Below are 24,725 nucleotides of genomic sequence, written 5' to 3' on the forward strand. Positions count from 1 at the left end.
CGTAACTTAGAACTGCATGCCCGCAGTACCCAGCACGATCTCGCCGTCGAATTCCTCCCGCGCCGCCGCCACGGTGGCCTCCGCATCGCCCCAGGGCTGGATGTGGATTAACACCAGCGTACGAACGCCGGCTTCCCGCGCCGCGCGCCCCGCTTCCGCGCCCGACATATGCATGCCGGGTGCCATGCCCTCGGAGGAAGCACCCCAGGTGGCCTCGCAGAGGAAGAGATCGGCGTCCCGGGCGGCATCGACAAGTGCGGGCGTATAGGACGTATCGCCGGAATAGGTAATGATCTTGCCGGTCTTCGCGTGCTCGATGCGCAGCGCATAGGCCTCTACCGGGTGATTAACGGGGAAGGGGGTGATAAAGATGTCATCGACAAGCTGGCGCTCCCCTGCCACCCATGGGCTAAACGCCAAGGTATCGGACATATCGTCGATCCCATCCACTTCGTCCGAAGACAGGCGGCCCAAGTGCGTCGGCGTGGCAGACGGGCCGAAGCAGAAGTTGCGCGAGGCGGCCGGGGCGATGGGATGGAAGCGGCGCCACACCATGAGGGAGGGAAAATCCGCGCAGTGATCCGCGTGCAGGTGGCTAAAGGCCACGTGGGCATCGCACGGATCCTGCAGTTTAGCTAGCTGGCCCAGCGTGCCCGATCCCATATCCAGGATGATGGACGGTGCATTATCGAAGGACACGACATAGCCGGAGGCAGGATTGTCTGCGGTGGGTACGCTACCGGAGCAGCCTAGGATGGTCAGCTTCATGGAACCAATAGTTCCATGAATCCGGCCCAAATGCTGGTACCGCGCGCAAAAGGGGGAGGAATTTCGGCCGTCTTAGCCGATCTGCGGACCCAAAAAGCGCGTAGCCAGCTGGGCAAAAACCTCAGGATCGCCGGTGGATTCGAAGGAATGGACCGGTTGGTTACCCTCTGGGGCGAGCATGTCCGTTTCCGTGAGCAGGCGCATGACGTCCTTCGTGGTCTCCTCCGAGGAGGTCACCAGGGAAACGTTTTCGCCCATGGCGAGCTGGATAATTCCGGTAAGTAGCGGGTAGTGCGTACAACCCAGCACCAAGGTGTCCACACCCTGGGCCTGCAGGGGCGCGAGGTAGCCCTCGGCGACGCCGAGGATCTGGCGGCCCGCGGTAATCCCGCACTCGACAAAGGGCACGAAGTCCGGGCAGGCGGTGGCTACCGCCTCAACATTGGGGTTGAGCGCGAAAAGGTCCTGGTATGCACCGGATTTAATGGTGCCCTCAGTGCCGATGACACCGATTTTGCCATTGCGCGTGGTGGACATGGCGCGGCGCACGGCCGGGTGGATGACCTCTACGATGGGGATATCGTAGCGCTCGCGGGCATCGTGCAAGAATGCCGCGGTGGCGGTATTACAGGCGATGACTAGCATCTTGCAACCGCGTTCTACCAGCTTATCGGCGATGTCCTGGGAAAAAGCGCGCACCTGCGAGATGGGCCGCGGCCCGTAGGGGCCGTGGGCGGTATCGCCCATATATATAACGGATTCTTGCGGTAGCTGCTCCATCACCGCGCGGGCCACGGTCAGCCCGCCGACGCCCGAGTCAAAGATGCCGATGGGAGATGATGCGTTAGGCATTATTTCCTCCCTGCCTTTGCCGGATCATCGGAGGTGATGAACATGCCGGCCAGTACGCCGCCCAGGGCGCCGAAGAGGTGGCCTTGCCAGCTAATGCCCTCCGCGACGGGCAGCACGCCCCAAATCAATCCGGAATAGGAAAAACCCAGGATAATACCCAAGAGGATCTGCAGCAGGGAGCGATTGAATACGCCGCGCACCACGAGGTAGGCCAGCCAGCCATAAACCAGCCCGGACGCGCCGATATGCGAGGTTCCGGCCCCGCCCAGGAACCACGTGCCAAAGCCCGCTACCACGGTGGTGATCAAGGTGACCTCCCACCACACCCGGCGCCCAGACAAACCGATCAGGAAGCAAAACAGGGCGCCCGGCAGCGAGTTGGACATCAAGTGCTCCAGGTTGCCGTGCAGCAACGGCGCCGTGATAATGCCCCACAGGCCATCCACGTCGAGCGGGCGGATGCCGTAGTTAGAAAGCCCGCCGCCGAAGACGACGGCGTTAATCAGGTGGACCGACCACTCCACCGCCAGGAACCCCAGGGCCAGGGATAGGCCGGTGCTGACGCGGCCGCGGCCGCGGTTGGTCGTACTTGTCGGCGCCGGCTGATTACGCGAAGTTCCACCCATAGTCATAATGGGCAATATCTTAGCCGAGCAATTCGCGATACGCGCGAAGCCCCAGGCCAGGGCGTGCGGCGGTGACCGCGGTGACGATGGCTTCCTCCACCACATCGGCCGCCGCACCGCACAGCTGGACCATATCCACCTCACCCGGTTCCTGCGCCGTCGACAGGGCGAAAATGGTATCGCCATCCAGCGGTGAATGCGCGGGGCGAACGGCGCGCGCAATGCCATCGTGGGCCGTCATGGCGAGGCGTTGGACCTGGGCGGTGGTTACTGGGGCATCGGTAAGCACGGCGCCAATCGTCGTATTCAGCTTCGCCGCAGGGTGCGGCAGGTCGCGGTAGGTGTCCGCGTTAACCGGCGTGCGGCCCGGCGCGCCGTAGAGGCGGCCTGTGTGCGGGTCGATGACCTCGCCCACGGGATTGGCCACCATTGCGGCGCTGACCTCGTAGTTTCCCACTTTGCGGGTGGCCAGGCCGAAGCCGCCGCGCAGCTTGCCCGCCGTGGCGCCGACGCCCGCGCCGACCGTGCCAACCGTCTCGTCGTGGCCGGCCATGGCCGCCCGCAGCGCCGCCGCGCCGTCTTCCGGTCCGGGCCGAGAGGGGCCCGCCAGCAGATCGAAAATCACCGCCGCAGGCACGATGGGCACGCGCGGGCCGGGCTTATCCTCGCCAAAGACGGGGAAACCCACCCCGTGCGCTTCCAATTCGCGCATGACGCCATCCGCAGCGGCCAGGCCAAAGGCGGACCCTCCCGCAAGCACGATGGCGTGGACGCGTTCCACGGTATTGTGCGGCTGCAACAGATCGGTCTCGCGCGTGCCTGGCCCGCCGCCACGCACATCCACGCTGGCTAGCGCACCCTTCGGCCCGCAGTACAGCACAGTGGCGCCGGTATCTTCGCCGGAAAAATGGCCGATGCTAATTCCGTCGATCATTAATCCATCAACACTTCCAGCAAGGAATCCTGGCAATAGGCCAGCCATTCCACCAAGGTATCGCGGTCCGTCATGAGGTTTTCGTCGGTCGCGTCCCCGGCCGCGACGTATAAGCGTAGGTCATTGAGCCCCGCCACGAAGGCCTGGGCTTCCTGCTCCGAAATGGAGACCTCTACCCCGCCAGTGGGGCCGAGCGCATTGCCGATGACCTGCAGGTTCTGCAGCTTGGCCCGCGCGATGTCATTTTCGTGCAGCGAGCGCAAAAGGGAGGCATCGCCGTCGTATTCCTCATCGCCAGGCTTTTGGAAGTCTGGGAATAACCGCGCCAGGGAGGGATCCTCTGGGGCTTCGGTATGGCCGGTGGGCATGTCCAGCATTTCCGCCAGCTCGTCCTTGGGCGCAGACTGGGCGCGGCCGATGATCGCTTCAGAGACAGTGGCGGTGAGGTTGCCAATGACCTCGCGCTCCATGGGCTCGAATACCGCCGTGATTTTGGGCCCGCGCATGAGCGATTTCTTCTTTTTCCACGGTTTCATCTATCTACCCTGCCTGTTGCATCGTCGCCCACAGACCCGCGATCTGGAGCTTTTTTACATCCGCCTCGACCTTGTCCTTCTCGCCGCTGGACACGGCGGCTTTGCCTTCCGTATGGACCTGCATCATCAGCTCGTTGGCCCGCTTTTTGTCGTAGCCCAAAACGGTTTGGAATACGTAGGACACGTAGCTCATCAGGTTGACGGGATCGTCCCAAACGATGCACATCCACGGCAGGTTCTCGCTCGCGGCCACATCAACTTCGATTCCTTCATCCAAGTCGGGCGTGGCCATGGGAGAGCTCATACGGACTTCGGGGTGTTGCGGCTTCATGCCTTATAGCCTAATCATTTTTCGCTGGCATTTTGGGCATAGGTCGCCCCGCAGCTCACCAAGGTGGTGGCTAGGTATGCTGAAAGCTTCTTAAGCTGTGAGTAGTATCAGGCTCATGAATGACATAGCACGCCCTATCGATCGCTCCACCGCCTTGCTCACGGATAAATACGAGCTCACCATGCTGCAAGCCGCGCTTCGCGATGGCACCGCCCACCGCAACGTGACCTGCGAGGTCTTTTCCCGCCGCCTGCCCAATGAGCGTCGCTACGGCGTCGTCGCCGGCACAGACCGCGTGCTGCGCGCCGTGGAAGATTTCCGCTTCTCCCCTGAGCAGCTAGAACAGATGGATTTCCTGGATGAAGATACCCGTCAGTACCTGCGCGACTGGCGCTTTTCCGGGCAGATCGATGGCTACCGCGAGGGCGAGCTGTACTTTCCCAACTCACCCATTTTGACGGTGCGCGGCACCTTTGGTGAGTGCGTGGTGCTAGAAACCATCGTGCTGTCCATCTTGAATGCCGATTCCGCCGTCGCCTCTGCCGCATCCCGCATGGTCACTGCCGCCGACGGCCGTCCCATTTTGGAGATGGGCAGCCGCCGCACCCACGAGTACGCCGCTGTGACCGCCGCTCGCGCCGCCTACCTCGCCGGTTTTACCGCCACCTCCAATTTGGAGGCAGGCTTCCGCTACGGCATCCCGGTATCTGGCACCGCCGCCCACGCCTGGACCTTGGCGCACACGAACCCGGATGGCACGAGCAATGAGGAGGCGGCCTTCCGCGCGCAAATCGATACCCTGGGCATCGATACCACCCTGCTGGTGGATACGTATGACATCACCAAGGGCGTCGAAACCGCGGTCAAGGTCGGCGGACCAGAGCTTGGCGGGGTGCGCATCGATTCCGGTGACCTAGGCGCGGTGACCCGCCGCGTGCGCAAGCAGCTCGATGAGCTGGGCAATCACAATACCAATATCGTGGTTTCCTCCGATTTGGATGAGTTCGCCATCGCGGGCCTGCGCGGTGATCCCGTTGATGTCTACGGCGTAGGTACCTCCGTGGTCACCGGCTCAGGTGCCCCAACCGCGGGCATGGTCTACAAGGTCGTTGAGGTTGACGGCGTGCCGGTGGCCAAGCGCTCGTCGTCCAAGCAATCGGTGGGCGGGGCAAAGCGCGCGCTGCGCACCTACCGGTCTTCCGGCGTGGCGGTCGAGGAAGTCGTCTACCCCTTTGCCGCAGACGCGCCGGATACAGGCCAGCTCACCACCCGCGAATTGACCATTCCCTTGATGCGCGATGGGCACATCGTGGAGGACCTGCCGGATTTGGAGGCCTCTCGCACCTACTTGGACGAGGCCCGCAAGACCCTGCCGTGGGAGGGACTGGCGCTTTCGCGCGATGACGCCGCCGTGCCCACGCGAATGGTGGGCTTTAAGGACTAGGTCGCTAGACTGTGTGGGGTGAGTGACCCCGCAGATGAGCCCCTAAACCACGACACGGAAACGCTGCTAAGCGCGGCGGTGGACGCGCTCGGCGGCTCCCGCCGCGAGGGCCAGGTTCGCATGGCCAACGCAGTTTCTAAGGCCTTAGAAAAGGAGCGCCACCTCGCCGTCCAGGCGGGCACGGGTACGGGTAAATCCCTGGCCTACCTGGTTCCGGCCATCCGGCATGCGATGAACTCGGGTTCCACCGTCGTCGTCTCCACGGCCACGCTGGCGCTGCAGCGCCAGTTGGTGGAGCGCGACCTCCCGCGGCTAACGGAGGCGCTAGCCGATGTCATGGAGCGCACCCCCACCTTCGCCATCATGAAGGGCCGCAATAATTACGTATGCCTGAATAAGATCGCGGCCACCCCGGATGACCCGGAGGCTCTTATCGATGAATCCGATATCTCCTACCGCGGCAAGGCCGTGCGCCGCATCCACGACTGGGCGCAGGAGACAGAGACCGGCGACAGGGACGATTTAGAGCCCGGCGTGCCGGATCTGGTGTGGCGGGCGGTATCGGTGACCTCAAATGAATGCTTAGGCGCTGGGCGCTGTCCGCACGGTGCGGATTGCTTCGCCGAAGAGGCCCGCCGGGCGGCTGCCGATGTCGATATCATCGTCACCAACCACGCCATGCTCGCCATCGATGCCATCTCTGAGGCCAATATCCTGCCCGAACACGACGTGGCGATCATCGATGAGGCACACGAGCTCGATGGGCGCATTACCTCCGTTTCCACCGCGGAGATTACCTCCCGCGCCATTAAAATGGCGGCGAACCGCGCAAAGTCACTGGGCAATGCCGGAAACCTAGCGGAGTTGGCCGATGAATTCGATGATCTGCTGCGCGTCCAGGAGTCCGGCCGGTGGACGGATTTGGATGAGACCTCCCAGGCGCACTTGCGCGCGCTTGCCGATGAGTTCTTGCGCGTTAAATCCCTCATCTCCCGCGCCCCAGAAGGCGAGGCCAACGATGACCCCGAAAAGAACGCCGAGCGCCAAAATTTAAGTAATCACCTCACGGACTTGGCCGAGGCGATCCGGCGGATCCTGGAAGTCTTCGCCACCGACGACCCCGCCGCGCAAGACGATGTGGTGTGGCTGGAAGGCACCGATACCCTCGCCGTCGCGCCGCTGTCTATCGCGCACATGCTGCGCGAGAACCTATTTGGGGAGCAAACGGTGGTGCTTACCTCGGCCACGCTGGCGCTGGGCGGGCGTTTCGACGCCATGGCGGCACAATGGGGCCTGCCGTCCGGTACGTATGACACGCTCGATGCAGGAACGCCCTTTGACCCGGCGAAATCCGGCATCCTGTATACCGCGAAACACCTCCCCGCACCGGGGCGGGATGGCCTGTCCTCCGAAACCTTGGAAGAAATATACGAGCTCATCATGGCCGCCGGCGGGCGCACGCTGGGGTTATTCTCCTCGCGCCGAGCGGCGGAAGAGGCCGCGGAGGCCCTGGCGCCGCGTTTGCCGTTTGACCTGTATGTGCAAGGCGAAGATGCCATCGGCACGCTGGTAGATAAGTTCTCCACGAAGGAGAACTCCTGTCTCTTTGGCACCTTGACGCTTTGGCAAGGCGTGGATGTGCCGGGGCCATCGTGCTCGCTAGTCCTCATTGACCGCATCCCCTTTCCGCGGCCCGATAACCCACTGCTGCAGGCCCGCTCCCAGGCAGCCGACGCCGCCGGGCGCTCCGGGTTCATGGAGGTCTCCGCCAATCACGCGGCGCTCCTCATGGCGCAGGGATCCGGGCGGCTATTGCGCCACGTAACGGACCGCGGGGTCGTCGCCGTGCTGGATAACCGACTGGAATACAAGCGCTACGGCGCATTCCTCAAGGCCTCGATGCCGCGGTTCTGGCAAACCACGAACCCGGAAACGGTACGCGGTGCCCTTAAGCGATTGGTCGCCGCAGCGCACACACGGTAGCCGAATCCGGGGCGATCTCAGTAAACCCGGCATCGATGATGACTACCGCGTCCTCCTGCGCGCAGGCGGTGCGAAATGTCTCTGCGTCCACCTCGCGGACAGAGAGCGGAAAACCTTCTGCCGCCCAAGCCGCAGCCTCCTCTTGGCTCATGGCGGCGGCGAGCATCATCGAGCCGTGGCCCACTTGGGCGGCTGCCTTGCCCGCGGTCATGGCGAGGCTGCGGTCGACGTAGATAATGGGGGCATCGGCAAGCGGAGGCCCTGACTCGTCCATCGCGAGGTCGGTGTGGCCGATCTGCAGCTTGCTAATGAGCGGGTCCACCTCCCCCACCGCTGAAGGTGCAAAGGCACGCGCGCGGTCATCCACGGTGACACCAGGCAGCAGCTGCACATCGCGCCACGCCTTATTGCGCGCCCGGCGGGCAATCTTGCGGATGCGGTGGCCGTACCACTGCGCGAGCGCCGCGGCGAAGGCACCGTCCTCGCCGGCGCGGTCATCTAGACAGGCGGCCACCACGGCGCGGGCGGCCGCGGTAAGCACCTCGCTGCGCGCCGGGGGATCCTGCTTGGGGAGGTGGAGGGCTATCTGCATCGCCTGCACGGTCGACGGATCCGCGGGGTCCTCGTGGGAATCCCGAGCGGTACAGGCGGCAACGAGGCGTTGGTGCGCTATCTCGAACTTAGACATTGGCAATTCCCAACATCGGTAGGACGGCGTCGAGGCGGCGCGGTGTGATGCAGGCATCGGCGGCCTCGCGCAGCGCCGGCTTCGCATCAAAAGCGACGCCCAGCCCGGCGGCGGTGACCATGGCGATGTCATTGGCGCCATCGCCCACCGCAACGGTGGACTCCATCCCGATTCCGGAATCCGCGGCGAATTCGCGCAGAAAGTCTTCCTTGGCCTGGCGGTCGACCACCTTCCCAATGACCTTACCGGTCAGCTTGCCATCGCGGATTTCCAGAGTATTGGCCCGCACGTAGTCGAGCTGGAGGTCTGTGGCCAAGCCCTCGAGCACCTGAATAAAGCCACCCGAGACCACGGCGGTGCGGTGGCCCAGACGGTGGAGGGTTCCGATCGCTTCCTTAGCGCCGGGTGTCAGCTCGATATCGCGGGCGACCTCATCGATAATCGAGGCATCCAGGCCCTCCAGCACCGCGACGCGCTCGCGCAGGGACTCCTCAAAGTCCAATTCGCCGCGCATGGCGCGCTCGGTTACGGCGGCCACTTCTGCTTCCTTGCCTGCGTGGGCGGCGAGCATCTCGATGACCTCACCTTCAATCAGGGTCGAATCGCAGTCGAAGCACACCAAACGCTTGCCGCGATGGCCTAGGCCCTCGAGGGAGATATCGATACCGCGTTCAGCGGCAATCTCCCGCAGAGCCCGCCGCGCCGCGGCGGCATCTTCTAGTGCCACGGTAAGTTCCACGGCGAAAAGGGAATCCAGCGCTATCCGGCGCATGCGGACCGTCTCCCCATTCACGGCGCTCTGCACCGCGCTAATATCCCCCGCGTTTATCTCCTCACCAATAATGGCAACAGCATAGCTTTGTGCAATAGACACCTCATGCTCGAACGGCGCCATGGCCTCGCGCACGCGATCCCCTAGTGCTGCGGTATCGGTGCTGGACAGATCGCACTGCGCGGTGAGGGCGAGGTGGTTGGAGGCGGTGGCGAGGTGGACATCGGCAAGCGGGACGGGAAAATCAGCCAACGCAGTAAAGAAAGCGGCGGCCGCTCCGGGAGCGTCTGGTCCGAGACTAGTAATGGTCGTGGTGTCAGCTTGAGTATTCACAACGACCATTATCCCACACGCGCCAAAGCCGCCCTCCCTACCTCTAAGAGGCTGGGGAAGGCGGCTGTAGTCAGGAGTTAAAGTGCGGCCTTAGTGCTTGCCCACGTGAGCTTCCTCGCGCATGCGCTCAACCATGTGCGGGTAGTGCAGCTCGAATGCCGGACGCTCGGAACGGATGCGTGGCAAGGAGGTGAAGTTGTGGCCCGGAGGCGGGCAGGAGGTTGCCCACTCCAGAGAGTTGCCGTAGCCCCATGGGTCATCCACGGTAACGACCTCACCGTAGCGCCAGGACTTGAAGACGTTCCAGACCAGCGGGATAACGGAAGCGCCGAGGACGAAGGAGAAGATGGTGGAAATCTGGTTGAAGACCGTGAAGCCATCGGACTCCAGGTAGTCGGCGTAGCGACGCGGCATACCCATGTTGCCGACCCAGTGCTGAATCAGGAAGGTGCCGTGGAAGCCGATGAAGGTCAGCCAGAAGTGAATCTTGCCCAAGCGCTCGTCCAGCATGCGGCCGGTCATCTTCGGGAACCAGAAGTACAGGCCACCGAAGGCGGAGAACACAACCGTACCGAACAGGGTGTAGTGGAAGTGCGCAATCAGGAAGTAGGACTCAGCCAAGTGGAAGTCCAGCGCCGGAGAAGCGAGCATAACACCGGTCATACCACCGAAAAGGAAGGTAGCCATGAAGCCCATGACCCAAATCATCGGGGTATCCCAGGTGATGTGGCCCTTCCACATGGTGCCGACCCAGTTGAAGAACTTCACACCGGTAGGCACCGCAATAAGGAACGTCATGAACGAGAAGAACGGCAGCAGGATGGCGCCGGTGACGAACAGGTGGTGTGCCCACACGGCCATGGACAGCGAGCCGATGGCCAGAATGGCGAAGACCAAGCCGATGTAGCCGAAGACCGGCTTGCGGGAGAAGACCGGAACGATTTCGGAGACAACGCCGAAGAACGGCAGTGCGAGGACGTAGACCTCAGGGTGGCCGAAGAACCAAAACAGGTGCTGCCACAGGATGGCACCGCCGTTAGCTGAATCGTAGATGTGGCCGCCCAGCTTGCGGTCATACAGCACGCCCAAGGCGGCTGCGGTCAGCAGCGGGAAGATCATCAGCACGATGGCGGAGGCGGTGAAGATGCCCCAGCAGAAGACCGGCATGCGGAACATGGTCATGCCCGGTGCGCGCAGGGTCAAGATGGTGGTGATCATGTTGATGGCGGAGGCAATGGTACCGACACCGGTAGCGCCCACACCGACGATCCACATATCGGCGCCGATGCCGGGGGTGTGTACGCCATCGGCAAGCGGCATGTACATGGTCCAGCCGAAGTCAGCCGCACCACCAGGAGTGATAAAGCCCAGCAGCATGACGACACCGCCGAGCAGGGTTACCCAGAAACCAAAGGAGTTCAGACGTGGGAAGGCCACGTCCGGCGCGCCGATCTGCAGAGGCAGGATGTAGTTACCAAAGCCCCAAACAACTGGCGTAGCGAACAGCAGCAGCATCACGGTGCCGTGCATAGTGAACAGCTGGTTGAACTGCTCATTGGACAGGAACTGCAGACCCGGGGTGAAAAGCTCCGCACGGATCAGCAATGCCATAAAGCCACCAAGGAAGAAGAAGCTGAAGGCCATGATCAAGTACATGATGCCGAGCTGCTTGTGGTCGGTGGTGGTTAAAAATACCCAAGCCTTTGAACCGGTCTTTTCCCTACCGGTTGGCTCTGGACGTGTGGGAGCGACGTAATCGTCGACCCGTGGCGCCACAGCGGTCATAGAATCCTCCTGAATAACAAAGTGTCAGCGGACTGGGTCCACCTACACCTAGGTTTACTTCGATTATATTAGGACATTTTCCCCCGTTCTTGCCAGCTTCTCTTAATGGTCCTCCAGCTTGGGGGTATTCCCTCAATAACCACAACCGTCACATACCCCCTGCACGTGGGGCGGGCACGATTTAAGGTTTAAATTCTTTAGGGCAGGCAGGGGTGTCATATGTCACAACGCCTGCGAGATGTGCAGGTCAAAAACCGAAAAACGCACCCCCGCTCGTTATCAACCTTTCGGTTGAGTCCGAAGCGAAGGTGCGCGGGGACTAAGAACGGCTAGAAGTCCCAGTCATCGTCCGTGGTGTCCTCGGCCTTGCCAATGACATAGGACGAACCCGAGCCCGAGAAGAAGTCGTGGTTCTCGTCGGCGTTGGGAGAAAGAGAGGACAGGATAGCCGGCGAGACGCGGGTCTCATCGGCTGGGAAGAGGCCCTCAAAGCCCAAGTTATTCAGGGCCTTATTGGCGTTATAGCGCAAGAAGCGCTTGACGTCTTCGGTCCAGCCCAGCTCGTCGTAGAGGTCCTCGGTGTAGTCGATCTCGTTGTCATAGAGCTCAAAGGCCAGATCAAAGGTGTAGTCCTTCAATTCTTCCTGGCGCTTTTCATCCAGCTTCTTGTATTCCTGCTGGAACTTATAGCCAATGTAATACCCGTGCACGGCCTCATCGCGGATGATCAGGCGGATGATATCGGCAGTATTGGTCAGCTTCGCCCGGGAAGAGAAGTACATCGGCAGATAGAAGCCGGAGTAGAACAAGAAGGACTCCAGCAGCGTAGAGGCCACCTTCTTCTTCAACGGATCATCACCGTTGTAGTAGGCCAAGATGATCTTCGCCTTCTTCTGCAGGTTCTCGTTTTCCTCGGACCAGCGGAAGGCATCATTGATCATCGGGGTGGAAGCCAAGGTCATAAAGATATTGGAATAGGACTTGGCGTGCACCGACTCCATGAAGGCGATATTGGTATACACCGCCTCCTCGTGCAGGGTCTGCGAATCCGGAAGCAGGGAGATCGCACCGACCGTGCCCTGGATGGTATCCAGCAACGTCAGGCCAGTAAAGACCCGCATGGTGGTTTCTTTTTCCTTTTCCGTCAGCGTCTTCCAGCTGGGGAGATCATTAGAGACTGGGACCTTTTCCGGGAGCCAGAAGTTACCGGTCAACCGCTCCCATACCTCGAGGTCTTTGTCATCGGGGATGGTATTCCAGTTGATAGCTTTTACCGGGCTGTCATGACTAGCAACGTAGTCATCGTATTCGTGCGACACGCGATGTCACTCCAATGCTTCACTGTGTAGAATTTCGAGTCCCAGCATACCCAATGCCAACCCGCATCATCCCGCCGCACCGCACCTATAATAAAAGCGCAGTACACAGCCAGGAAAGGACGCCCGCGCCATGGCAGAAACCACTCCCCTTTTAGGCCCTGTAGTAGACCAGCTGGGCACGGATATCGTCAGCGGGGAAATGGCGGAGGGCACGCGGTTTCGCCTTGGGGACATCGAAAAGCGCTTTGGCATCTCCCGCACCGTAGCGCGCGAGGCCATGCGTACCCTCGAGCATCTGGGGATGGTTTCCTCCGGGCGCCGAGTGGGGCTCAAGGTGCTGCCGCGCAGCAGTTGGGCGGTCTATGATCCCGCCGTTATTTCGTGGCGGCTGGCGCACGATAAGACGCGCGCGGAACAGGTGGCGCGACTCAACGAGCTGCGCCTTGGTATCGAGCCGGTGGCGGCGCAGCTTGCCGCGCGCAATGCCAGCCCACAGCAGCGCCGCGAATTGCTGCGACTGGCGGGCCGGCTCAGCGAGCTCGAGACCACCCCTTCCCCCCGGGTAGGCGAAGAACTCGAAACCGACCTGCAATTTCATACCCTTATCTTGGAGGCCTCCGGCAATGAGATGATCGCGGCGCTGGCACCGGCGTTGCTGACTATCTTGAAGGGCAAATCCGTTTTTGGCTCCCGCAAACGGGATCCAATTCGCGGCACCACTCAGCTACATATGGATTTAGCGCGGGAGATTGACGCCGGCGAGGCCGAAGCCGCCGAGCGCACCTCCCGCGCTATCCTGGACCGCGCCCGCGCTTAGAGCATGCAGGAAACGCAGCCCTCGATCTCGGTGCCTTCCAGCGCCATCTGGCGCACGCGGATGTAGTACAAGGTCTTAATGCCCTTGCGCCAAGCGTAAATCTGCGCCTTATTCACATCGCGGGTGGTAGCGGTGTCCTTGAAGAACAGCGTCAGCGATAGCCCCTGGTCCACGTACTTGGTGGCCTCAGCATAGGTATCAACGATCTTCTCGTAACCAATTTCGTACGAGTCCTTGAAGTACTCCAAGTTGTCGTTATCCATATGCGCAGCCGGGTAGTATACGCGGCCGATCTTGCCTTCCTTGCGGATTTCAATCTTGGAGGCAATCGGGTGAATGGACGAGGTGGAATTGTTGATATAGGAAATCGAGCCCGTCGGCGGCACCGCCTGCAGGTTGCGGTTGTAGAGGCCGTGCTTGGCAACGTCCTCCTTCAACTCCGCCCAGTCCTCTGCGGTGGGAGTGTAGATGGAGGAGGCATCGAAAAGAGCCTTGACCTTCTCCGTGCGCGGCTGGAACTCCGCCGGATCGTAGGAGTCAAAGAACTCGCCACTGGCGTAATCGGATTCGGGGAACTCGGTAAAGGTCGTGCCGCGCTCGCGGGCAATCTTATTGGAGGCGCGCAGGGCTGCGTACATGATGGCGGCGAAGTAGGCGTTGGTGAAGTCCAACCCCTCCTCGGATCCGTACTCGATGTTCTCGCGACCCAAGTAACCGTGCAGGTTCATCTGGCCCAAGCCGATGGCGTGTGAGTCATCGTTGCCCTTGCGCACGGATGGAACGGAATCGATAGAGGTCTTATCCGCCACCGAGGTCAGCCCCCGAATCGCGGTCTCCACCGTTTGGGAGAAGTCCGGCGAGTCCATGGTCATGGCGATATTCAGCGAACCCAGGTTGCAGGAAATATCGTTGCCCACCTGGTCATAAGAAAGATCCGCGTTGAGCTCGGAAGCGGAGTTGACCTGCAATATCTCCGAGCACAGGTTGGACATATTGATGCGGGAGGTCTTGACCGGGTTGGCGCGGTTTACCGTATCTTCATACATGATGTACGGGTAGCCGGACTCGAACTGCAGCTCCGCCACGGTTTGGAAGAAGTGGCGCGCGTTGATCTTCTTCTTCCGGATGCGCGGATCCTCCACCATTTCTTCGTAATGCTCGGTAACGGAGATATCGCCGAAGGCCTTGCCGTAGACGCGCTCGACGTCGTACGGCGAGAACAGGTACATGTCGTCGTTGTTCTTGGCCAGCTCGAAGGTGATATCCGGGATCACCACGCCCAAGGACAGGGTCTTAATGCGGATCTTTTCATCCGCGTTCTCGCGCTTGGTGTCGAGGAAGTTCATGATGTCCGGGTGGTGGGCGTTGAGGTACACCGCGCCCGCACCCTGGCGCGCACCGAGCTGGTTAGCGTAGGAGAATGCATCCTCCAGCATCTTCATCACAGGGATGACGCCAGAAGACTGGTTCTCAATGTGCTTAATCGGCGCGCCGGATTCGCGGATATTGGACAGCAGCAGGGCCACGCCGCCGCCGCGCTTGGACAGTTGCAGCGCGGAGTTGATGGAACGACCGATGGATTCCATATTGTCTTCGATGCGGAGCAGGAAGCAGGAAACCAATTCGCCGCGCTGCTGCTTGCCGGCATTCAGGAAGGTTGGCGTAGCCGGCTGGAAGCGGCCGGTCATGATCTCATCGACGAGGCGCTCTGCCAGCTCACCATCGCCATCACCAAGGAAAAGCGCCGTCATGGAGACGCGGTCCTCAAAGCGCTCCAGGTACCGGCGGCCGTCGAAGGTCTTCAGCGTATAGCTGGTGTAGTACTTATAGGCGCCAAGGAAGGACTTGAAGCGGAACTTATAAGAGTAGGCGCGCTTGAATAGGGACTTGATGAACTCGAAGTCATAAGCCTCAATGACCGCTGGGTCATAGTACTTATTGCGCACCAGGTAATCGATCTTCTCTTCCAAGTCGTGGAAGTAGACCGTGTTCTGATTAACGTGCTGCAAGAAGAACTGATTGGCGGCCTCGCGGTCCTTATCAAATTGAATCTTGCCGTCTCCGTCGTAGAGATTCAGCATTGCGTTGAGCGCGTGGTAATCCAGCTGCTCTTCCTGCGATACTGGCTCTGCTACGGTCTTTCCCAATTGCGTACTCACAGCTGACGCGACCTTTCTTAAAATCAGGATTCTATTAGGTGTGTCGCACCGCGGCTAGGCTGCCCCATCCAGTCCCAACTGGGAAGCATTAGCCAGCAGGCCTTCGCGACAAATTTTTATATCTTCATCGTTTCCGAGCAATTCGAAACGATATACATAGGGCACCTTACATTTGGCGCTGATGACGTCACCAGCCTTGCCAAAATCGGCGCCGAAGTTGCTATTTCCTCCGGCGATAACCGCCCGAATAAAACTGCGGTTGTGCTCATTATTAAGGAATCTAATTACCTGCACCGGTACGGGCCGGGAGTTTTGGTGGCTAATGGAAGCTCCTCCGCCGTAGGTGGGACACACCAAGACGAAAGGCTCGTTGACCACTAGCGGCTCATCGGTGCGGCGCAGGGGGATTCGCGCGCTAGGGAAACCTAGCTTCTGCACGAACCGGTGCGTATTTTCCGTAGTAGAGGAAAAATACACGACCAACATGACGGCACCTCCCTCCTCGGCTACTTACGCAGAGGCGGCTAGCTCGGCAAGGTTCTTGATGCGGTCGGGGCGGAAGCCGGACCAGTGCCCGCCGTTGGCTTCTACGACGGGTGCTTGGACGTAGCCCAGAGCCATAATGTAGTCACGGGCCTCATCGTCCACGGTGACATCTACCACGTTGTAATCCAGACCCGCGCGGTCAAGGGCCTTCTTGGTGGCATTGCACTGAACGCAAGCAGGCTTGGTGTAGACGGTGATAGACATAATAACTCCCTAAAATCCTTTTGCGAGATAGCTTTTGCTCGTAGAAAGCGGAGGTTCTGACCCCTTTTCAGGCCACTTCCTGCACCGCTCTGAGCGACACCAACGACACTATACTTTGAGGGAATTGACCGCAACTAACACAACATATAGTAGTTACACCCATGATATTCCCAGGAGGGCCAGGGGCGAGACCCCACATGTTGACCGCCCCGGCACCCAACCGTGAAACTACACGCCTGACATTCCTGCGGGTTTACCTTCTATTCACCTAAACATGTGGCAAAGTTCACATTCTGGCGTCGAAGCGTAGAAATAAAAAATCCGCCCCGCTCCAAATTCTCGGAGGAGGCGGACTTTCTTAAGTTTCAATTAGCCCTGACGGGCCTTGAAACGGGGATCCTTCTTGTTGATCACGAAGACCTTACCGTGGCGGCGAATAACCTGGGCGCCCGGCTTCTTCTTCAGCGACCGAAGGGACTTACGGACCTTCATCGGGCGCTCCTTTCGTTATGCGCAATCTACATGCGGTTGAGTAAATAAAGCACGGACTGGGAATCCCCAGCCATGACACGAGGAATAATTTTACCTCACGCGGCCATTAAGACCAAAACACTAGGACTTAATGGGGTGCGGATTCCCGCGAGTAGCGGGATTTCATCTCCTCGCCTACCTCATCCAGGCTACGTCCCATGGTCTCTGGTACCAAAATGCGGGTGTAGCCGATGGCGATGAGCCCCAGCACGCCAAAGACTCCAAAGGCCACCGGGCCGGTGAGCCACTCCACCAGCGGCAGGAAGTACTGGGCCACGGCCCAGTTGGTGGCCCACAGCGAGAGCCCGGCGATGCCCATGCCCAAGCCGCGTACCTGCAGGGGCACGAGCTCCGAGATGAGCAGCCAGGTCGTCGGCGAGACCGCTGCTTGCTGGAAGGCAATGAACGAGGCCATGAATACCAGTGAGACCATCGCCATCGTGGTGGAATCGGCTGCGTGCGAGTACGCCACGGACAAGATGAATAGCGAAATCACGTTGCCGGTCAGGCCGATAAGCAGCAGGCGCTTGCGGCCAATACGGTCGACCACCTTGAGGCCCACCCAGCAGGCGATGACGGAGACCACACCAATGACAATCGAGGTATAGACCGAGTTGGTGGTGGAAATTCCTACCTGGCTCATCATGGTGGGCGCGAAGTAGACGATGGCATTAACGCCAGTAATCTGCTGGGTCAGGCCCATCAGCATGGCGAGCAATACCGTCACTTGCATCCAGCGATTGGCCTTCAGCGCCTTCCACTCGGAGCCGCTGGAACGACGCGCCGTCTCCTGGGAGGTAAGCTCCGCCAGATCCATCCCGGCGCGGCTTGCGACCTCGCGGGCCCGCGACATCTTATTGTGCGTGGCCAACCAGACTGGGGTTTCTGGCAAGAAGATCATCCCCACAGCCAGGGCCGCACCCGGTACGGCCGCAAGTCCCAGCATCCATTCCCAGCTTTCAGTGGGCGCGAGGGCCGAGTTCACCAGGTAGGCCAGCAACTGGCCTACCACGATCAACAGGGTATTCAGGGAGACCATGCGTCCGCGGATCTTGGCTGGCACCATCTCCGAGATATACATGGGCGAAACAATGGATACCGCACCGACGGCAAAGCCCAGGAAGGTACGGGCCGTGGCTAGCATGGTCACCGAGCCCGCCAGTGCACACCAGATGGAGCCCAAAACAAAGATGATGCCGCCGGCAATCAGCGTAAAGCGGCGGCCAAACCGGTCCGCAATGCGGCCTGCGGTCAAAGCACCTACCGCGGCACCTACCAGCAGCATGGAGGTCACCCACCCCTCTTGGTGGGCTGTCATATTAAATTCCGGGGTGATATACAGCAAAGCACCGGACATCACGCCGGTGTCGTATCCAAATAATAAACCGCCAAGGGCGGCAATTGCTGCAACTACCTTGACATAACTTTCTTTATTCACAGCACGCAATTGTGTCAGGAGACTACGATGAACGTCATGTCACCCGATGCCGAAAACTTGCAACAATCCATCATAAAACAGCTGGATGTACGCCCCTTTATCGATCCAGAAGAGGAAGTTGCCCGCCGCGTAGATTTCCTCGTGGAATACTTGGAACTGACCCGTGCCAAAGGCTACGTGCTAGGCATTTCCGGCGGCCAGGATTCCACCTTGGCGGGAAAGCTCGCCCAGATGGCAGTAGAGCGGGTAGAAGGCGCCGATTTTTGGGCCGTACGCCTGCCCCACGGCACGCAGGCCGATGAGGACGATGCCCAGATCGCCCTTGATTTCATCCACCCCGATCACCGGGTCACCGTTGATATTCAGCCGGCCACCGCGGCGCTGAGCCAAGAAGTGGCGCGCGCGGTGAACCAAGATTCCTTGAATGATTTCAATCGCGGCAATGCCAAGGCGCGCCTGCGCATGACCGCGCAATATGCCATCGCCGGCGAGGTGGGCGCGCTGGTTGTAGGTACGGATCACGCAGCCGAAAACGTCACCGCGTTCTATACCAAGTGGGGCGATGGCGCAGCGGATCTCCTCCCTTTGGCCGGGCTAAATAAGCGCCAAGGCGCGGCATTGCTCAAGCACTTAGGTGCGCCAGAGTCCACGTGGTCCAAGGTCCCTACCGCGGATTTGGAAGACGATAAACCGCAGCTTCCCGATGAAGAGGCGCTCGGCGTCACCTACGCCCACATCGATGACTACTTAGAGGGCAAGGCGGTTCCCGATGCCTCCCGCGAACGCATCGAAACCTTGTGGCACCGAGGTGGCCATAAGCGCCAGATGCCACAGGGTCCAACCAGCTAAGCCAGCGCCTCTAGCGTGGCGAGCGCCGCGCGCTCTAGCGGCCGGTTATACGCCGAGCCGTGGGTGAGCGCGTGTACTGCCAGTGGGTGCAGTTGGTGCATGGGAATCCAGGTCTCAATATCCTGCGGCGCCCCATAGCCGCGGAAGATTTCCTCTATATAGGGCGCGCCGAATAGCGCCAACATGCCCAAATCCGTGTGGGGATGTCCGCCGTGAGCGGCGGGGTCGATCATGATGCCACCCTGGGCATCGAAAAGCAGGTTGCCCGCCCACAGGTCACCGTGGATGCGTGCGGGGGCCACATCCCAGCTGCGGGCGGCGATCGCATCGCAAGCGCGCTTAACCAAGTCCCTTTGCGCGGTACTTATTCCGGCCGGCTCCGCAAAGGGCAGCACGCGCTGCTGGGCATAGAATTCACCCCAGTTATCGGTGGGCGTGCACTCCTGCTCGATGGTGCCGATGAAGTTTTTGCCTTCCCACCCCTCCGGCGCACTGCCAAAGGCCGGCGCCCCAGCGCGGTGCACGCGCGCGAGCTCTGCACCAAATTTTCGCGCGGCCTCTGAAGTGGGCACTACCTCGTTGATGCGTTCTGTAACGATTTCCTTGTCGTCGGCGCTAATTACTGTGGCTACCGCATCCGTGGCTTCACCCAACCACCGGAGGCCGGCAGCCTCAGCACCAGCTTGGTCTTTATCGCTTACTTGCTTCGCAAAGGTCTGCATATTGACCAGCATAACCGCTTCAGTAGCACACCAGGTTAGGACGGAAAAGTGATTACATATCCCACACCCTAATTGACAGCTTTTACCATTTAGTTTATTGGCCTACGGCGCACTAAGATGCTGCATATAAAGCATTTACCGAATGGTAAATTGTCTCTCTCGAATTGAAAAGGATAACTATGATCGGAATTAACAGTATTAAAAAGAAGATCGCCGGTGGTCTCCTCGCACTTGGTGCCGCCTTGACGATGGCCCAGTCTGCCAACGCAGCAGAGCCCCACGGAAAGGAAATGGTCACTTTCGGCGACTCTTTTTCCGCTAACGGCGGCGCCCCTGGGGACCGCGCAGCAGTCAGCCCCTTCTCTATCCCTGGTATTCCAGTCCACACGTGTGGCAATGACACCCACAACTGGCCACACCAAACCGCCCGGAATCTCGGCCACAGCCTTGCGGACTACACATGCAACGGAACCAGTTATTGGGTAGCTGCCCACGTCGAACACGCGATCCGTACCGGAAATATCGGCCCCGATACGAAAGAAGTCGCCTTCATGTATGGCGGCTTACAGCCTGGCTCCTATGTCGATGCACTGGCTAACGCCGCCGCCCCAAATATCCCTAAGGGCTCAACCTACCGCGGATTACTGACCGCACAATTCGATAAAATTCGGTCCGTCGCCCCGAATGCCCGCATCACAATGGTCAACTACATCCCGATGACGGTTAATGACACCCTCTGTGTGATCAATGACGACCGGATGCAGCTGCCACTGTCCATCCCTGGTGTTACTGGCGCCGAAGAAGAGTTCAACCGCGAAATCGGACGTGCCGCAGACTCCCTTGGCGTGAACTTCATCGATCTACACAACCAAGCGAAAACGCACGATCCTTGCCAGCCGGATACCAACCACCGGTGGGCTGTCATTGCTAAGACCCCCACGGCTCCTTCCGTGATGCCTATGCACCCAACTGATGTAGGGCACACAGGAATGGCAGGTATTATTACCAATGGTCTAAGGAACTAGGCCCTACCCCTCCCCTATTCCCAGAAAATAAACGCGGAGTAAAAGTGAAGCGTATTAATAAGCTCGCCGCAGCTGCTACTTTCATCACAGCGCTTGTGGGCACGAGTACCGTTGGCACAGCTGCAGTCCCAGGAAACACTGTTCTCGTTGGTGACAGTATTGTAGCCAACCCAACCTTCACCGACCATGCACTGAACAAGGCACATAAGAAGGCCAATACCGGAGTAGGTTGCGTTACCGATAACGCCATTGCCACTGAGATGAACAATGCTTCCGGTGCACACGTTGACCAGTACCAATGCGCAGGTGCCTCTTTAGCCACTGGCGGTATTCACGTCGATAATTCTCTCCGAAAGGCAGCAGAAGACGGCAACCTCAACCACGAGACCAAAAATGTCGTCATCGTTGCCGGCGCAAATGACACTTACCCCTACAAATCGGATATCGAGGCTTCCGACCGTGCGATTCGCGGTGGTCTCCGCAGTGCACTCGATATAGCCCACCAACATGCGCCAAATGCCAAGGTGACTGTCGTAGGTTACCCGCACATTACCCGGGAGAACACCACTTGCCTGACCTCTTCGATCATTCCCCTGCCTATCGCAGCCGTCTCTGATACAGAGCAGCGCCTGCAAAACACCCTGCGCGAAGTGTCCGAGCAAAACGGCGCAACATTCTTAGATGCACAGCCCATATCTGAAGGACATGACATGTGCTCCCCAGACCGCTGGTGGGTTAACCTCGTTGACCCAGTACCACCAGCTCCCGGCAACCTACCACTGCACCTTAATGCCCACGGCACCGCAGCTTATGGCCAGTTCATCGGCCACGCTCTGCAGTAAGTAGGAAGAAAAGATCCCGCATAGTTTTGAACTATGCGGGATATTTTTATGAGTTTTCTGGTTAGTGGTTATTGATCCAATCGATGCCTGCCTGAAATTCAGCACCACCGTACTGCAGGTGCGCAAGTTGTCCGCGCAACAGGTTTATATTATCCATTGGGCCATGCTGCGCAGCCTCACCTACGATCTGCTGCAGAGGAAGCTTGCCGTGTACCGCGTCCACTTCCATGGACGGGGATACCAATCCCAGATATTCCTGTGGGTAGTTACAAATAATATCCTGCGGGTTGCAAACCTCAAGCACGTCAGCCCCCAGTTCGCCGTACCCACCGTCGAGGTGGCCTAGCGCGCCGGTCGCATTGGACATGTCATCGTGATACTGCGCAGCACCATTACCGCCTTGATACGGGTTGGCATAGAGGGCTGCAGATGCAAACCTATCTTTATCAAGTGGTCCGCGCCCGTGCGCTGCATCGTTGATGATGCGTGCGGAAATATCTGCTCCCTCGGAGTAGCCGACCAAGGAAATCTTACTATTCGGGCAATCATTCTGGATTTGCTGGATCTTAGCTGCCGTGCGGTTATATCCTTCGTTAGAAGAGTCAGAATATTTCGACACAGCAAATGGGAAGGCCTGGTAGCCCACAAAGGTGGCGTTCGTATCCGGCTGGAGTCCGAGCTTTACGCCCATCTGTCCGGTAATCAGACCGTGCGGAACATCCGAAGGTGCTGACGGAATAGTATTCGCTCCGCCAGGAACAAAAACGACCTGCTGATTAGCGCACGTCGGAGCAGACATTGGGTTCCCAGGAATCGCCGCAGTGGCGGCGGGAGCAGAAAGTGCAAGTGCGGCTGCAGAGATTGCGCCAGCAGCCGCAGCTTTCACAGTAAGATCCATATGATTTCCCATTTTCAAAAAGGTTCCAACGGTTTACACGGGTTACATTACATGATTCTTTGTTAACAGGCGACACCACCAACACACGGTGAACCAGACGTGTTTTCGCATAAAAAATCCCGAGTCACCGTTCTTCAACGATGCCTCGGGACACTATATTGTGGAGCTAACGGGATTCGAACCCGTGACCCCCACACTGCCAGTGTGGTGCGCTACCAGCTGCGCCATAGCCCCATATACGAGGTGCAACCCTGTGGGCCGCAACTCGTATGAATATACATGGCGAGTATTTAACTCACCAAATCGCCTGCTACTTGGTGGCGACGTCTACCCAGTCATTCAAAGACTGACCAGAATCCTTATCCGGAATATCCTTGCCGTTTTGGACAACGCGCGGCGAGGAAACGGAGTCGGTTTCCTTTTTCAGCTTGTCTGAGTTTGCCTTGCCAACCTTATTACCTTGCTCGATATCCACGTTCTTGATGGAATCAACCACGGCATCCTCGGCGCCGAGCTCCTTCGCTTGGTCAGCGATGTCCTCGATGTCCCACTTGGTGGCAACGCTCTGCTGGTTCTGCATCATGTAGTCGCGCAAATTCCAGTAGGTCTTCACATCGCCGGACTTAGCTAGTTCCGACAAGGCTGCCGCAGCCTTAGTGGAGTAGCCATCATTGTTTTCATCACGCACCTTGTCCAAGAAATTCAGTGTGCGCACGTGGACGACCAGCTTGCCATCCTCAATCGCCTGCTTCATCTCCTCATCGGTGCTTTCCGCCAACTCCGCGCAGTGGGGGCAGGAGAAGTCTTCGTAGAGATCTACTTCTGGAGTATCGTCATTGGCCGCATCGGACTTCAGGGTAATCGCGTTGTCCTTATAGTCCATGGACATATTGACCTCGATTTCATTGGCTTGCTTGCCATTCCACACGATGTAGCCAATGACCACGGCGATAATAACGAGGAGGACGCCGACGCCCCAGATGAAACCATTGCCAGACTTGGCATTTGGGTCACTTACTTTGCTCATTTAAACCTTGCCTGTTGATACTTTCGGACTCTTTCAACCTACTGTGCCCACCACTACGGGTGGAGCGCAAATTTCGTGAACGGGCGTTTGATGGTCCATGCGGTAAGGGCGAGGAAGGCGGCATCGCGAAGCAGCGTCAGCCCGTAGTTCATGCCGGGCTCCGCAGCAGCAGCATCACCAGCACCAAAGCACCCGCAATCGATGTCCAGCCCACGCAGCCATGCCTGGAGAATGCCGACCATGAAAAGCACCATGACCACGGCCGCAACTTTGGAGGACTCGCGGAGGAAAATCCCCAGCAGAAGGAGCATTCCGCCCACCAGCTCTAGCGGGCCAATGAGCTGGACCAAATACCCAGACCATTCGGGCGTGAAAATCTCATAGGCCTCGATAGATTGCATGGTGTCCAGCGGGTGGGCCATCTTCTCTACGCCGGCGATGATCCACACCGCGGCCATGCCAAAGCGAGCAATAAAGCTCACCACATCAAACGTCTTGTTCACGCCGATTAGTTTAGCGTTTAACCTCCCTTTTTCAGATACAATGCCCTGTGCTTTTCCTGAGACTTCGCCCACTATGATGGGCCCCATGCCGCACTTCCTCATCGCCGGGTCCGGTGCCGCGCTCGGCGCCGGTGCCCGCTATCTCTTAACTATCGCGCTCGGCGGCGGGCTGATCCCGCTGCTTATCCTCAACATCGTCGGCAGCGCGCTGATGGGATATACCCGCCCCGGGCCTTTCTGGGGCACCGGATTCTTGGGCGGTTTTACCAGCTTTGCTGGCTTTGCTTTCTTCACCGCAGATTCCCACTGGAGCATCGCCCTGGCCTATGTCGCGGCCACGCTCGTGGGCTGCACCGCCGCCTACCTCGCTGGGGATAAGCTGCGATGAACCTGCTCTTCGTCCTTATCGGCGGTTTTCTCGGCGGCGCGGCGCGCTACGGTTTTACCCGCCTGCTGCCCTCGCCGTATTGCACCTTCGTATCCAATATCCTGGGCTCCTTGGTTTTTGGCTTGGCGGTGGGCTTTTCGCAGCTTGCCGATGCCCCCTTCACCCATCCCCTCTTCGCCCTCGGCCTCGCCGGTGGACTTTCCACCTGGTCCACCATGGCGAAAGAGCTAGGGGAAATGGTCAAACAGCGGCAATGGTGGCCCCTATGCAAATACCTCTTTTGGACCATCGGGATCGGAGTGGTTTTAGCCTGGCGCGGGGTGATGTGGGCTGGACTTATCTATCACGGGATCTAGGTACGCAATTCCCAGCTCGCTCCTAGATAGATTGGACCAGCGCAGGCCT

At 59.3% G+C, this 24,725-nt stretch carries 27 protein-coding genes and 1 tRNA gene; 8 read left to right on the top strand and 20 right to left on the bottom strand.

All coding sequences use genetic code 11. From position 1 onward, the window contains the following. Positions 1-6: 6 nt before the first annotated feature. The 6 genes from ABRP64_RS08030 to clpS form a co-directional block, all read right to left on the bottom strand. Positions 7-768 carry an MBL fold metallo-hydrolase gene (locus tag ABRP64_RS08030; protein WP_349866069.1) on the bottom strand — a complete coding sequence of 254 codons (762 nt, stop codon included), beginning with the start codon at positions 766-768 and terminating at the stop codon, positions 7-9. Between the two features lie 72 nt (positions 769-840). After that, positions 841-1,620 (bottom strand): glutamate racemase, encoded by a 780-nt coding sequence (gene murI, locus ABRP64_RS08035; RefSeq protein WP_284785553.1) that lies wholly within the window; start codon positions 1,618-1,620, stop codon positions 841-843. Continuing rightward, complete coding sequence (locus ABRP64_RS08040) at positions 1,620-2,252, bottom strand: rhomboid family intramembrane serine protease (RefSeq protein WP_284852507.1); 633 nt, start codon at positions 2,250-2,252, stop codon at positions 1,620-1,622. The genes murI and ABRP64_RS08040 overlap by 1 nt, the downstream gene beginning before the upstream one ends. Positions 2,253-2,265: 13 nt before the next feature. Continuing rightward, entirely contained in the window at positions 2,266-3,180 is a 915-nt protein-coding gene (locus ABRP64_RS08045) for a P1 family peptidase (protein WP_284852506.1), read from the bottom strand. Then, entirely contained in the window at positions 3,180-3,716 is a 537-nt protein-coding gene (locus ABRP64_RS08050; RefSeq protein ID WP_284796681.1) for a DUF2017 domain-containing protein, read from the bottom strand. Before ABRP64_RS08050 ends, ABRP64_RS08045 begins: the two co-directional genes overlap by 1 nt. Before the next feature lie 4 nt (positions 3,717-3,720). Next, positions 3,721-4,020, bottom strand: coding sequence for an ATP-dependent Clp protease adapter ClpS (gene clpS, locus ABRP64_RS08055; protein ID WP_034654354.1), 300 nt, complete (start codon positions 4,018-4,020; stop codon positions 3,721-3,723). A 142-nt stretch (positions 4,021-4,162) separates the two neighbouring features. Here clpS and ABRP64_RS08060 point away from each other — a divergent pair, with 142 nt between their 5' ends. Both ABRP64_RS08060 and ABRP64_RS08065 read left to right on the top strand, forming a co-directional pair. After that, the gene (locus ABRP64_RS08060) at positions 4,163-5,491 is read left to right on the top strand and encodes a nicotinate phosphoribosyltransferase (RefSeq protein WP_284783339.1); all 1,329 of its coding nucleotides are present in this window, start codon (positions 4,163-4,165) and stop codon (positions 5,489-5,491) included. 18 nt (positions 5,492-5,509) lie between these two features. Further along, the gene (locus tag ABRP64_RS08065; RefSeq protein WP_349866071.1) at positions 5,510-7,474 is read left to right on the top strand and encodes an ATP-dependent DNA helicase; all 1,965 of its coding nucleotides are present in this window, start codon (positions 5,510-5,512) and stop codon (positions 7,472-7,474) included. Here the strand turns inward: ABRP64_RS08065 and ABRP64_RS08070 are convergent. From ABRP64_RS08070 to nrdF, 4 genes are all read right to left on the bottom strand, one after another. Beyond that, the gene (locus ABRP64_RS08070; RefSeq protein WP_284771049.1) at positions 7,440-8,162 is read right to left on the bottom strand and encodes a peptidyl-tRNA hydrolase; all 723 of its coding nucleotides are present in this window, start codon (positions 8,160-8,162) and stop codon (positions 7,440-7,442) included. The two genes, ABRP64_RS08065 and ABRP64_RS08070, sit on opposite strands and share 35 nt — an antisense overlap. Further along, a complete protein-coding gene (gene serB / locus ABRP64_RS08075) occupies positions 8,155-9,276 on the bottom strand; it encodes a phosphoserine phosphatase SerB (RefSeq protein WP_284771048.1) in 1,122 nt (373 codons plus the stop codon). The genes ABRP64_RS08070 and serB overlap by 8 nt, the downstream gene beginning before the upstream one ends. An 81-nt stretch (positions 9,277-9,357) precedes the next feature. After that, positions 9,358-11,052 carry an aa3-type cytochrome oxidase subunit I gene (gene ctaD / locus ABRP64_RS08080; protein WP_284771047.1) on the bottom strand — a complete coding sequence of 565 codons (1,695 nt, stop codon included), beginning with the start codon at positions 11,050-11,052 and terminating at the stop codon, positions 9,358-9,360. 329 nt (positions 11,053-11,381) lie between these two features. Then, entirely contained in the window at positions 11,382-12,371 is a 990-nt protein-coding gene (gene nrdF / locus ABRP64_RS08085; protein WP_239269910.1) for a class 1b ribonucleoside-diphosphate reductase subunit beta, read from the bottom strand. Between the two features lie 130 nt (positions 12,372-12,501). On the opposite strand from nrdF, the gene ABRP64_RS08090 reads away from it, so the two are divergent. After that, positions 12,502-13,188 (top strand): FadR/GntR family transcriptional regulator, encoded by a 687-nt coding sequence (locus ABRP64_RS08090; RefSeq protein WP_284771046.1) that lies wholly within the window; start codon positions 12,502-12,504, stop codon positions 13,186-13,188. Here the strand turns inward: ABRP64_RS08090 and nrdE are convergent. The 5 genes from nrdE to ABRP64_RS08115 form a co-directional block, all read right to left on the bottom strand. Beyond that, positions 13,185-15,347 (bottom strand): class 1b ribonucleoside-diphosphate reductase subunit alpha, encoded by a 2,163-nt coding sequence (gene nrdE / locus ABRP64_RS08095; protein WP_284771045.1) that lies wholly within the window; start codon positions 15,345-15,347, stop codon positions 13,185-13,187. The genes ABRP64_RS08090 and nrdE overlap by 4 nt on opposite strands. Before the next feature lie 54 nt (positions 15,348-15,401). Then, positions 15,402-15,833, bottom strand: a complete 432-nt coding sequence (gene nrdI, locus ABRP64_RS08100) for a class Ib ribonucleoside-diphosphate reductase assembly flavoprotein NrdI (RefSeq protein ID WP_284771044.1) — start codon at positions 15,831-15,833, stop codon at positions 15,402-15,404. Between the two features lie 24 nt (positions 15,834-15,857). Continuing rightward, positions 15,858-16,097, bottom strand: a complete 240-nt coding sequence (nrdH, locus tag ABRP64_RS08105) for a glutaredoxin-like protein NrdH (protein WP_284771043.1) — start codon at positions 16,095-16,097, stop codon at positions 15,858-15,860. 369 nt (positions 16,098-16,466) lie between these two features. Next, positions 16,467-16,589, bottom strand: a complete 123-nt coding sequence (gene ykgO / locus ABRP64_RS08110) for a type B 50S ribosomal protein L36 (RefSeq protein ID WP_003847162.1) — start codon at positions 16,587-16,589, stop codon at positions 16,467-16,469. A gap of 127 nt (positions 16,590-16,716) precedes the next feature. Continuing rightward, complete coding sequence (locus ABRP64_RS08115) at positions 16,717-18,066, bottom strand: sugar porter family MFS transporter (RefSeq protein WP_284771042.1); 1,350 nt, start codon at positions 18,064-18,066, stop codon at positions 16,717-16,719. 27 nt (positions 18,067-18,093) lie between these two features. Here ABRP64_RS08115 and nadE point away from each other — a divergent pair, with 27 nt between their 5' ends. Continuing rightward, positions 18,094-18,915 carry an NAD(+) synthase gene (nadE, locus tag ABRP64_RS08120; protein WP_284771041.1) on the top strand — a complete coding sequence of 274 codons (822 nt, stop codon included), beginning with the start codon at positions 18,094-18,096 and terminating at the stop codon, positions 18,913-18,915. Here the strand turns inward: nadE and ABRP64_RS08125 are convergent. After that, on the bottom strand, positions 18,912-19,649 hold the full coding sequence (locus tag ABRP64_RS08125) for a fructosamine kinase family protein (protein WP_284771040.1): 738 nt from the start codon (positions 19,647-19,649) through the stop codon (positions 18,912-18,914). The two genes, nadE and ABRP64_RS08125, sit on opposite strands and share 4 nt — an antisense overlap. A 167-nt stretch (positions 19,650-19,816) precedes the next feature. On the opposite strand from ABRP64_RS08125, the gene ABRP64_RS08130 reads away from it, so the two are divergent. Beyond that, positions 19,817-20,662, top strand: coding sequence for a GDSL-type esterase/lipase family protein (locus tag ABRP64_RS08130; protein ID WP_284771039.1), 846 nt, complete (start codon positions 19,817-19,819; stop codon positions 20,660-20,662). A gap of 44 nt (positions 20,663-20,706) precedes the next feature. Next, positions 20,707-21,504: a GDSL-type esterase/lipase family protein gene (locus ABRP64_RS08135; RefSeq protein ID WP_349866074.1), complete on the top strand. Its 798-nt coding sequence runs from the start codon at positions 20,707-20,709 to the stop codon at positions 21,502-21,504. Between the two features lie 61 nt (positions 21,505-21,565). On the opposite strand, the gene ABRP64_RS08140 is transcribed toward ABRP64_RS08135, so the two are convergent. The 4 genes from ABRP64_RS08140 to ABRP64_RS08155 form a co-directional block, all read right to left on the bottom strand. After that, complete coding sequence (locus ABRP64_RS08140; RefSeq protein WP_284796662.1) at positions 21,566-22,414, bottom strand: cutinase family protein; 849 nt, start codon at positions 22,412-22,414, stop codon at positions 21,566-21,568. 149 nt (positions 22,415-22,563) lie between these two features. Then, positions 22,564-22,636: transfer RNA gene (locus ABRP64_RS08145), tRNA-Ala, on the bottom strand. Between the two features lie 76 nt (positions 22,637-22,712). Continuing rightward, positions 22,713-23,429: a DsbA family protein gene (locus tag ABRP64_RS08150; protein ID WP_284771036.1), complete on the bottom strand. Its 717-nt coding sequence runs from the start codon at positions 23,427-23,429 to the stop codon at positions 22,713-22,715. Between the two features lie 53 nt (positions 23,430-23,482). Continuing rightward, positions 23,483-23,932 carry a MauE/DoxX family redox-associated membrane protein gene (locus ABRP64_RS08155; protein WP_349866076.1) on the bottom strand — a complete coding sequence of 150 codons (450 nt, stop codon included), beginning with the start codon at positions 23,930-23,932 and terminating at the stop codon, positions 23,483-23,485. A gap of 85 nt (positions 23,933-24,017) precedes the next feature. Here ABRP64_RS08155 and ABRP64_RS08160 point away from each other — a divergent pair, with 85 nt between their 5' ends. Continuing rightward, complete coding sequence (locus ABRP64_RS08160) at positions 24,018-24,320, top strand: fluoride efflux transporter family protein (protein WP_239270137.1); 303 nt, start codon at positions 24,018-24,020, stop codon at positions 24,318-24,320. Further along, on the top strand, positions 24,317-24,676 hold the full coding sequence (locus ABRP64_RS08165; RefSeq protein ID WP_239270136.1) for a fluoride efflux transporter FluC: 360 nt from the start codon (positions 24,317-24,319) through the stop codon (positions 24,674-24,676). Before ABRP64_RS08160 ends, ABRP64_RS08165 begins: the two co-directional genes overlap by 4 nt. Positions 24,677-24,725 lie beyond the last annotated feature (49 nt).

The organism is Corynebacterium sp. KPL4015 (genome assembly GCF_040225725.1).
GTDB classification, from domain to species: Bacteria; Actinomycetota; Actinomycetes; order Mycobacteriales; family Mycobacteriaceae; genus Corynebacterium; species Corynebacterium rhinophilum.

Coding starts and splice junctions, on each gene's coding strand:
- ABRP64_RS08160 (WP_239270137.1), top strand. CDS start 24,018: ATGCCGCACTTCCTCATCGCCGGGTCCGGTGCCGCGCTCGGCGCCGGT.
- ABRP64_RS08150 (WP_284771036.1), bottom strand. CDS start 23,429: ATGAGCAAAGTAAGTGACCCAAATGCCAAGTCTGGCAATGGTTTCATC.
- ABRP64_RS08130 (WP_284771039.1), top strand. CDS start 19,817: ATGATCGGAATTAACAGTATTAAAAAGAAGATCGCCGGTGGTCTCCTC.
- ykgO (WP_003847162.1), bottom strand. CDS start 16,589: ATGAAGGTCCGTAAGTCCCTTCGGTCGCTGAAGAAGAAGCCGGGCGCC.
- nrdI (WP_284771044.1), bottom strand. CDS start 15,833: ATGTTGGTCGTGTATTTTTCCTCTACTACGGAAAATACGCACCGGTTC.
- ctaD (WP_284771047.1), bottom strand. CDS start 11,052: ATGACCGCTGTGGCGCCACGGGTCGACGATTACGTCGCTCCCACACGT.
- ABRP64_RS08070 (WP_284771049.1), bottom strand. CDS start 8,162: ATGTCTAAGTTCGAGATAGCGCACCAACGCCTCGTTGCCGCCTGTACC.
- clpS (WP_034654354.1), bottom strand. CDS start 4,020: ATGAGCTCTCCCATGGCCACGCCCGACTTGGATGAAGGAATCGAAGTT.
- ABRP64_RS08165 (WP_239270136.1), top strand. CDS start 24,317: ATGAACCTGCTCTTCGTCCTTATCGGCGGTTTTCTCGGCGGCGCGGCG.
- ABRP64_RS08060 (WP_284783339.1), top strand. CDS start 4,163: ATGAATGACATAGCACGCCCTATCGATCGCTCCACCGCCTTGCTCACG.
- ABRP64_RS08050 (WP_284796681.1), bottom strand. CDS start 3,716: ATGAAACCGTGGAAAAAGAAGAAATCGCTCATGCGCGGGCCCAAAATC.
- ABRP64_RS08125 (WP_284771040.1), bottom strand. CDS start 19,649: ATGCTGGTCAATATGCAGACCTTTGCGAAGCAAGTAAGCGATAAAGAC.
- murI (WP_284785553.1), bottom strand. CDS start 1,620: ATGCCTAACGCATCATCTCCCATCGGCATCTTTGACTCGGGCGTCGGC.
- ABRP64_RS08030 (WP_349866069.1), bottom strand. CDS start 768: ATGAAGCTGACCATCCTAGGCTGCTCCGGTAGCGTACCCACCGCAGAC.
- nrdH (WP_284771043.1), bottom strand. CDS start 16,097: ATGTCTATCACCGTCTACACCAAGCCTGCTTGCGTTCAGTGCAATGCC.
- ABRP64_RS08140 (WP_284796662.1), bottom strand. CDS start 22,414: ATGGGAAATCATATGGATCTTACTGTGAAAGCTGCGGCTGCTGGCGCA.
- ABRP64_RS08045 (WP_284852506.1), bottom strand. CDS start 3,180: ATGATCGACGGAATTAGCATCGGCCATTTTTCCGGCGAAGATACCGGC.
- serB (WP_284771048.1), bottom strand. CDS start 9,276: ATGGTCGTTGTGAATACTCAAGCTGACACCACGACCATTACTAGTCTC.
- ABRP64_RS08040 (WP_284852507.1), bottom strand. CDS start 2,252: ATGACTATGGGTGGAACTTCGCGTAATCAGCCGGCGCCGACAAGTACG.
- nadE (WP_284771041.1), top strand. CDS start 18,094: ATGAACGTCATGTCACCCGATGCCGAAAACTTGCAACAATCCATCATA.
- ABRP64_RS08090 (WP_284771046.1), top strand. CDS start 12,502: ATGGCAGAAACCACTCCCCTTTTAGGCCCTGTAGTAGACCAGCTGGGC.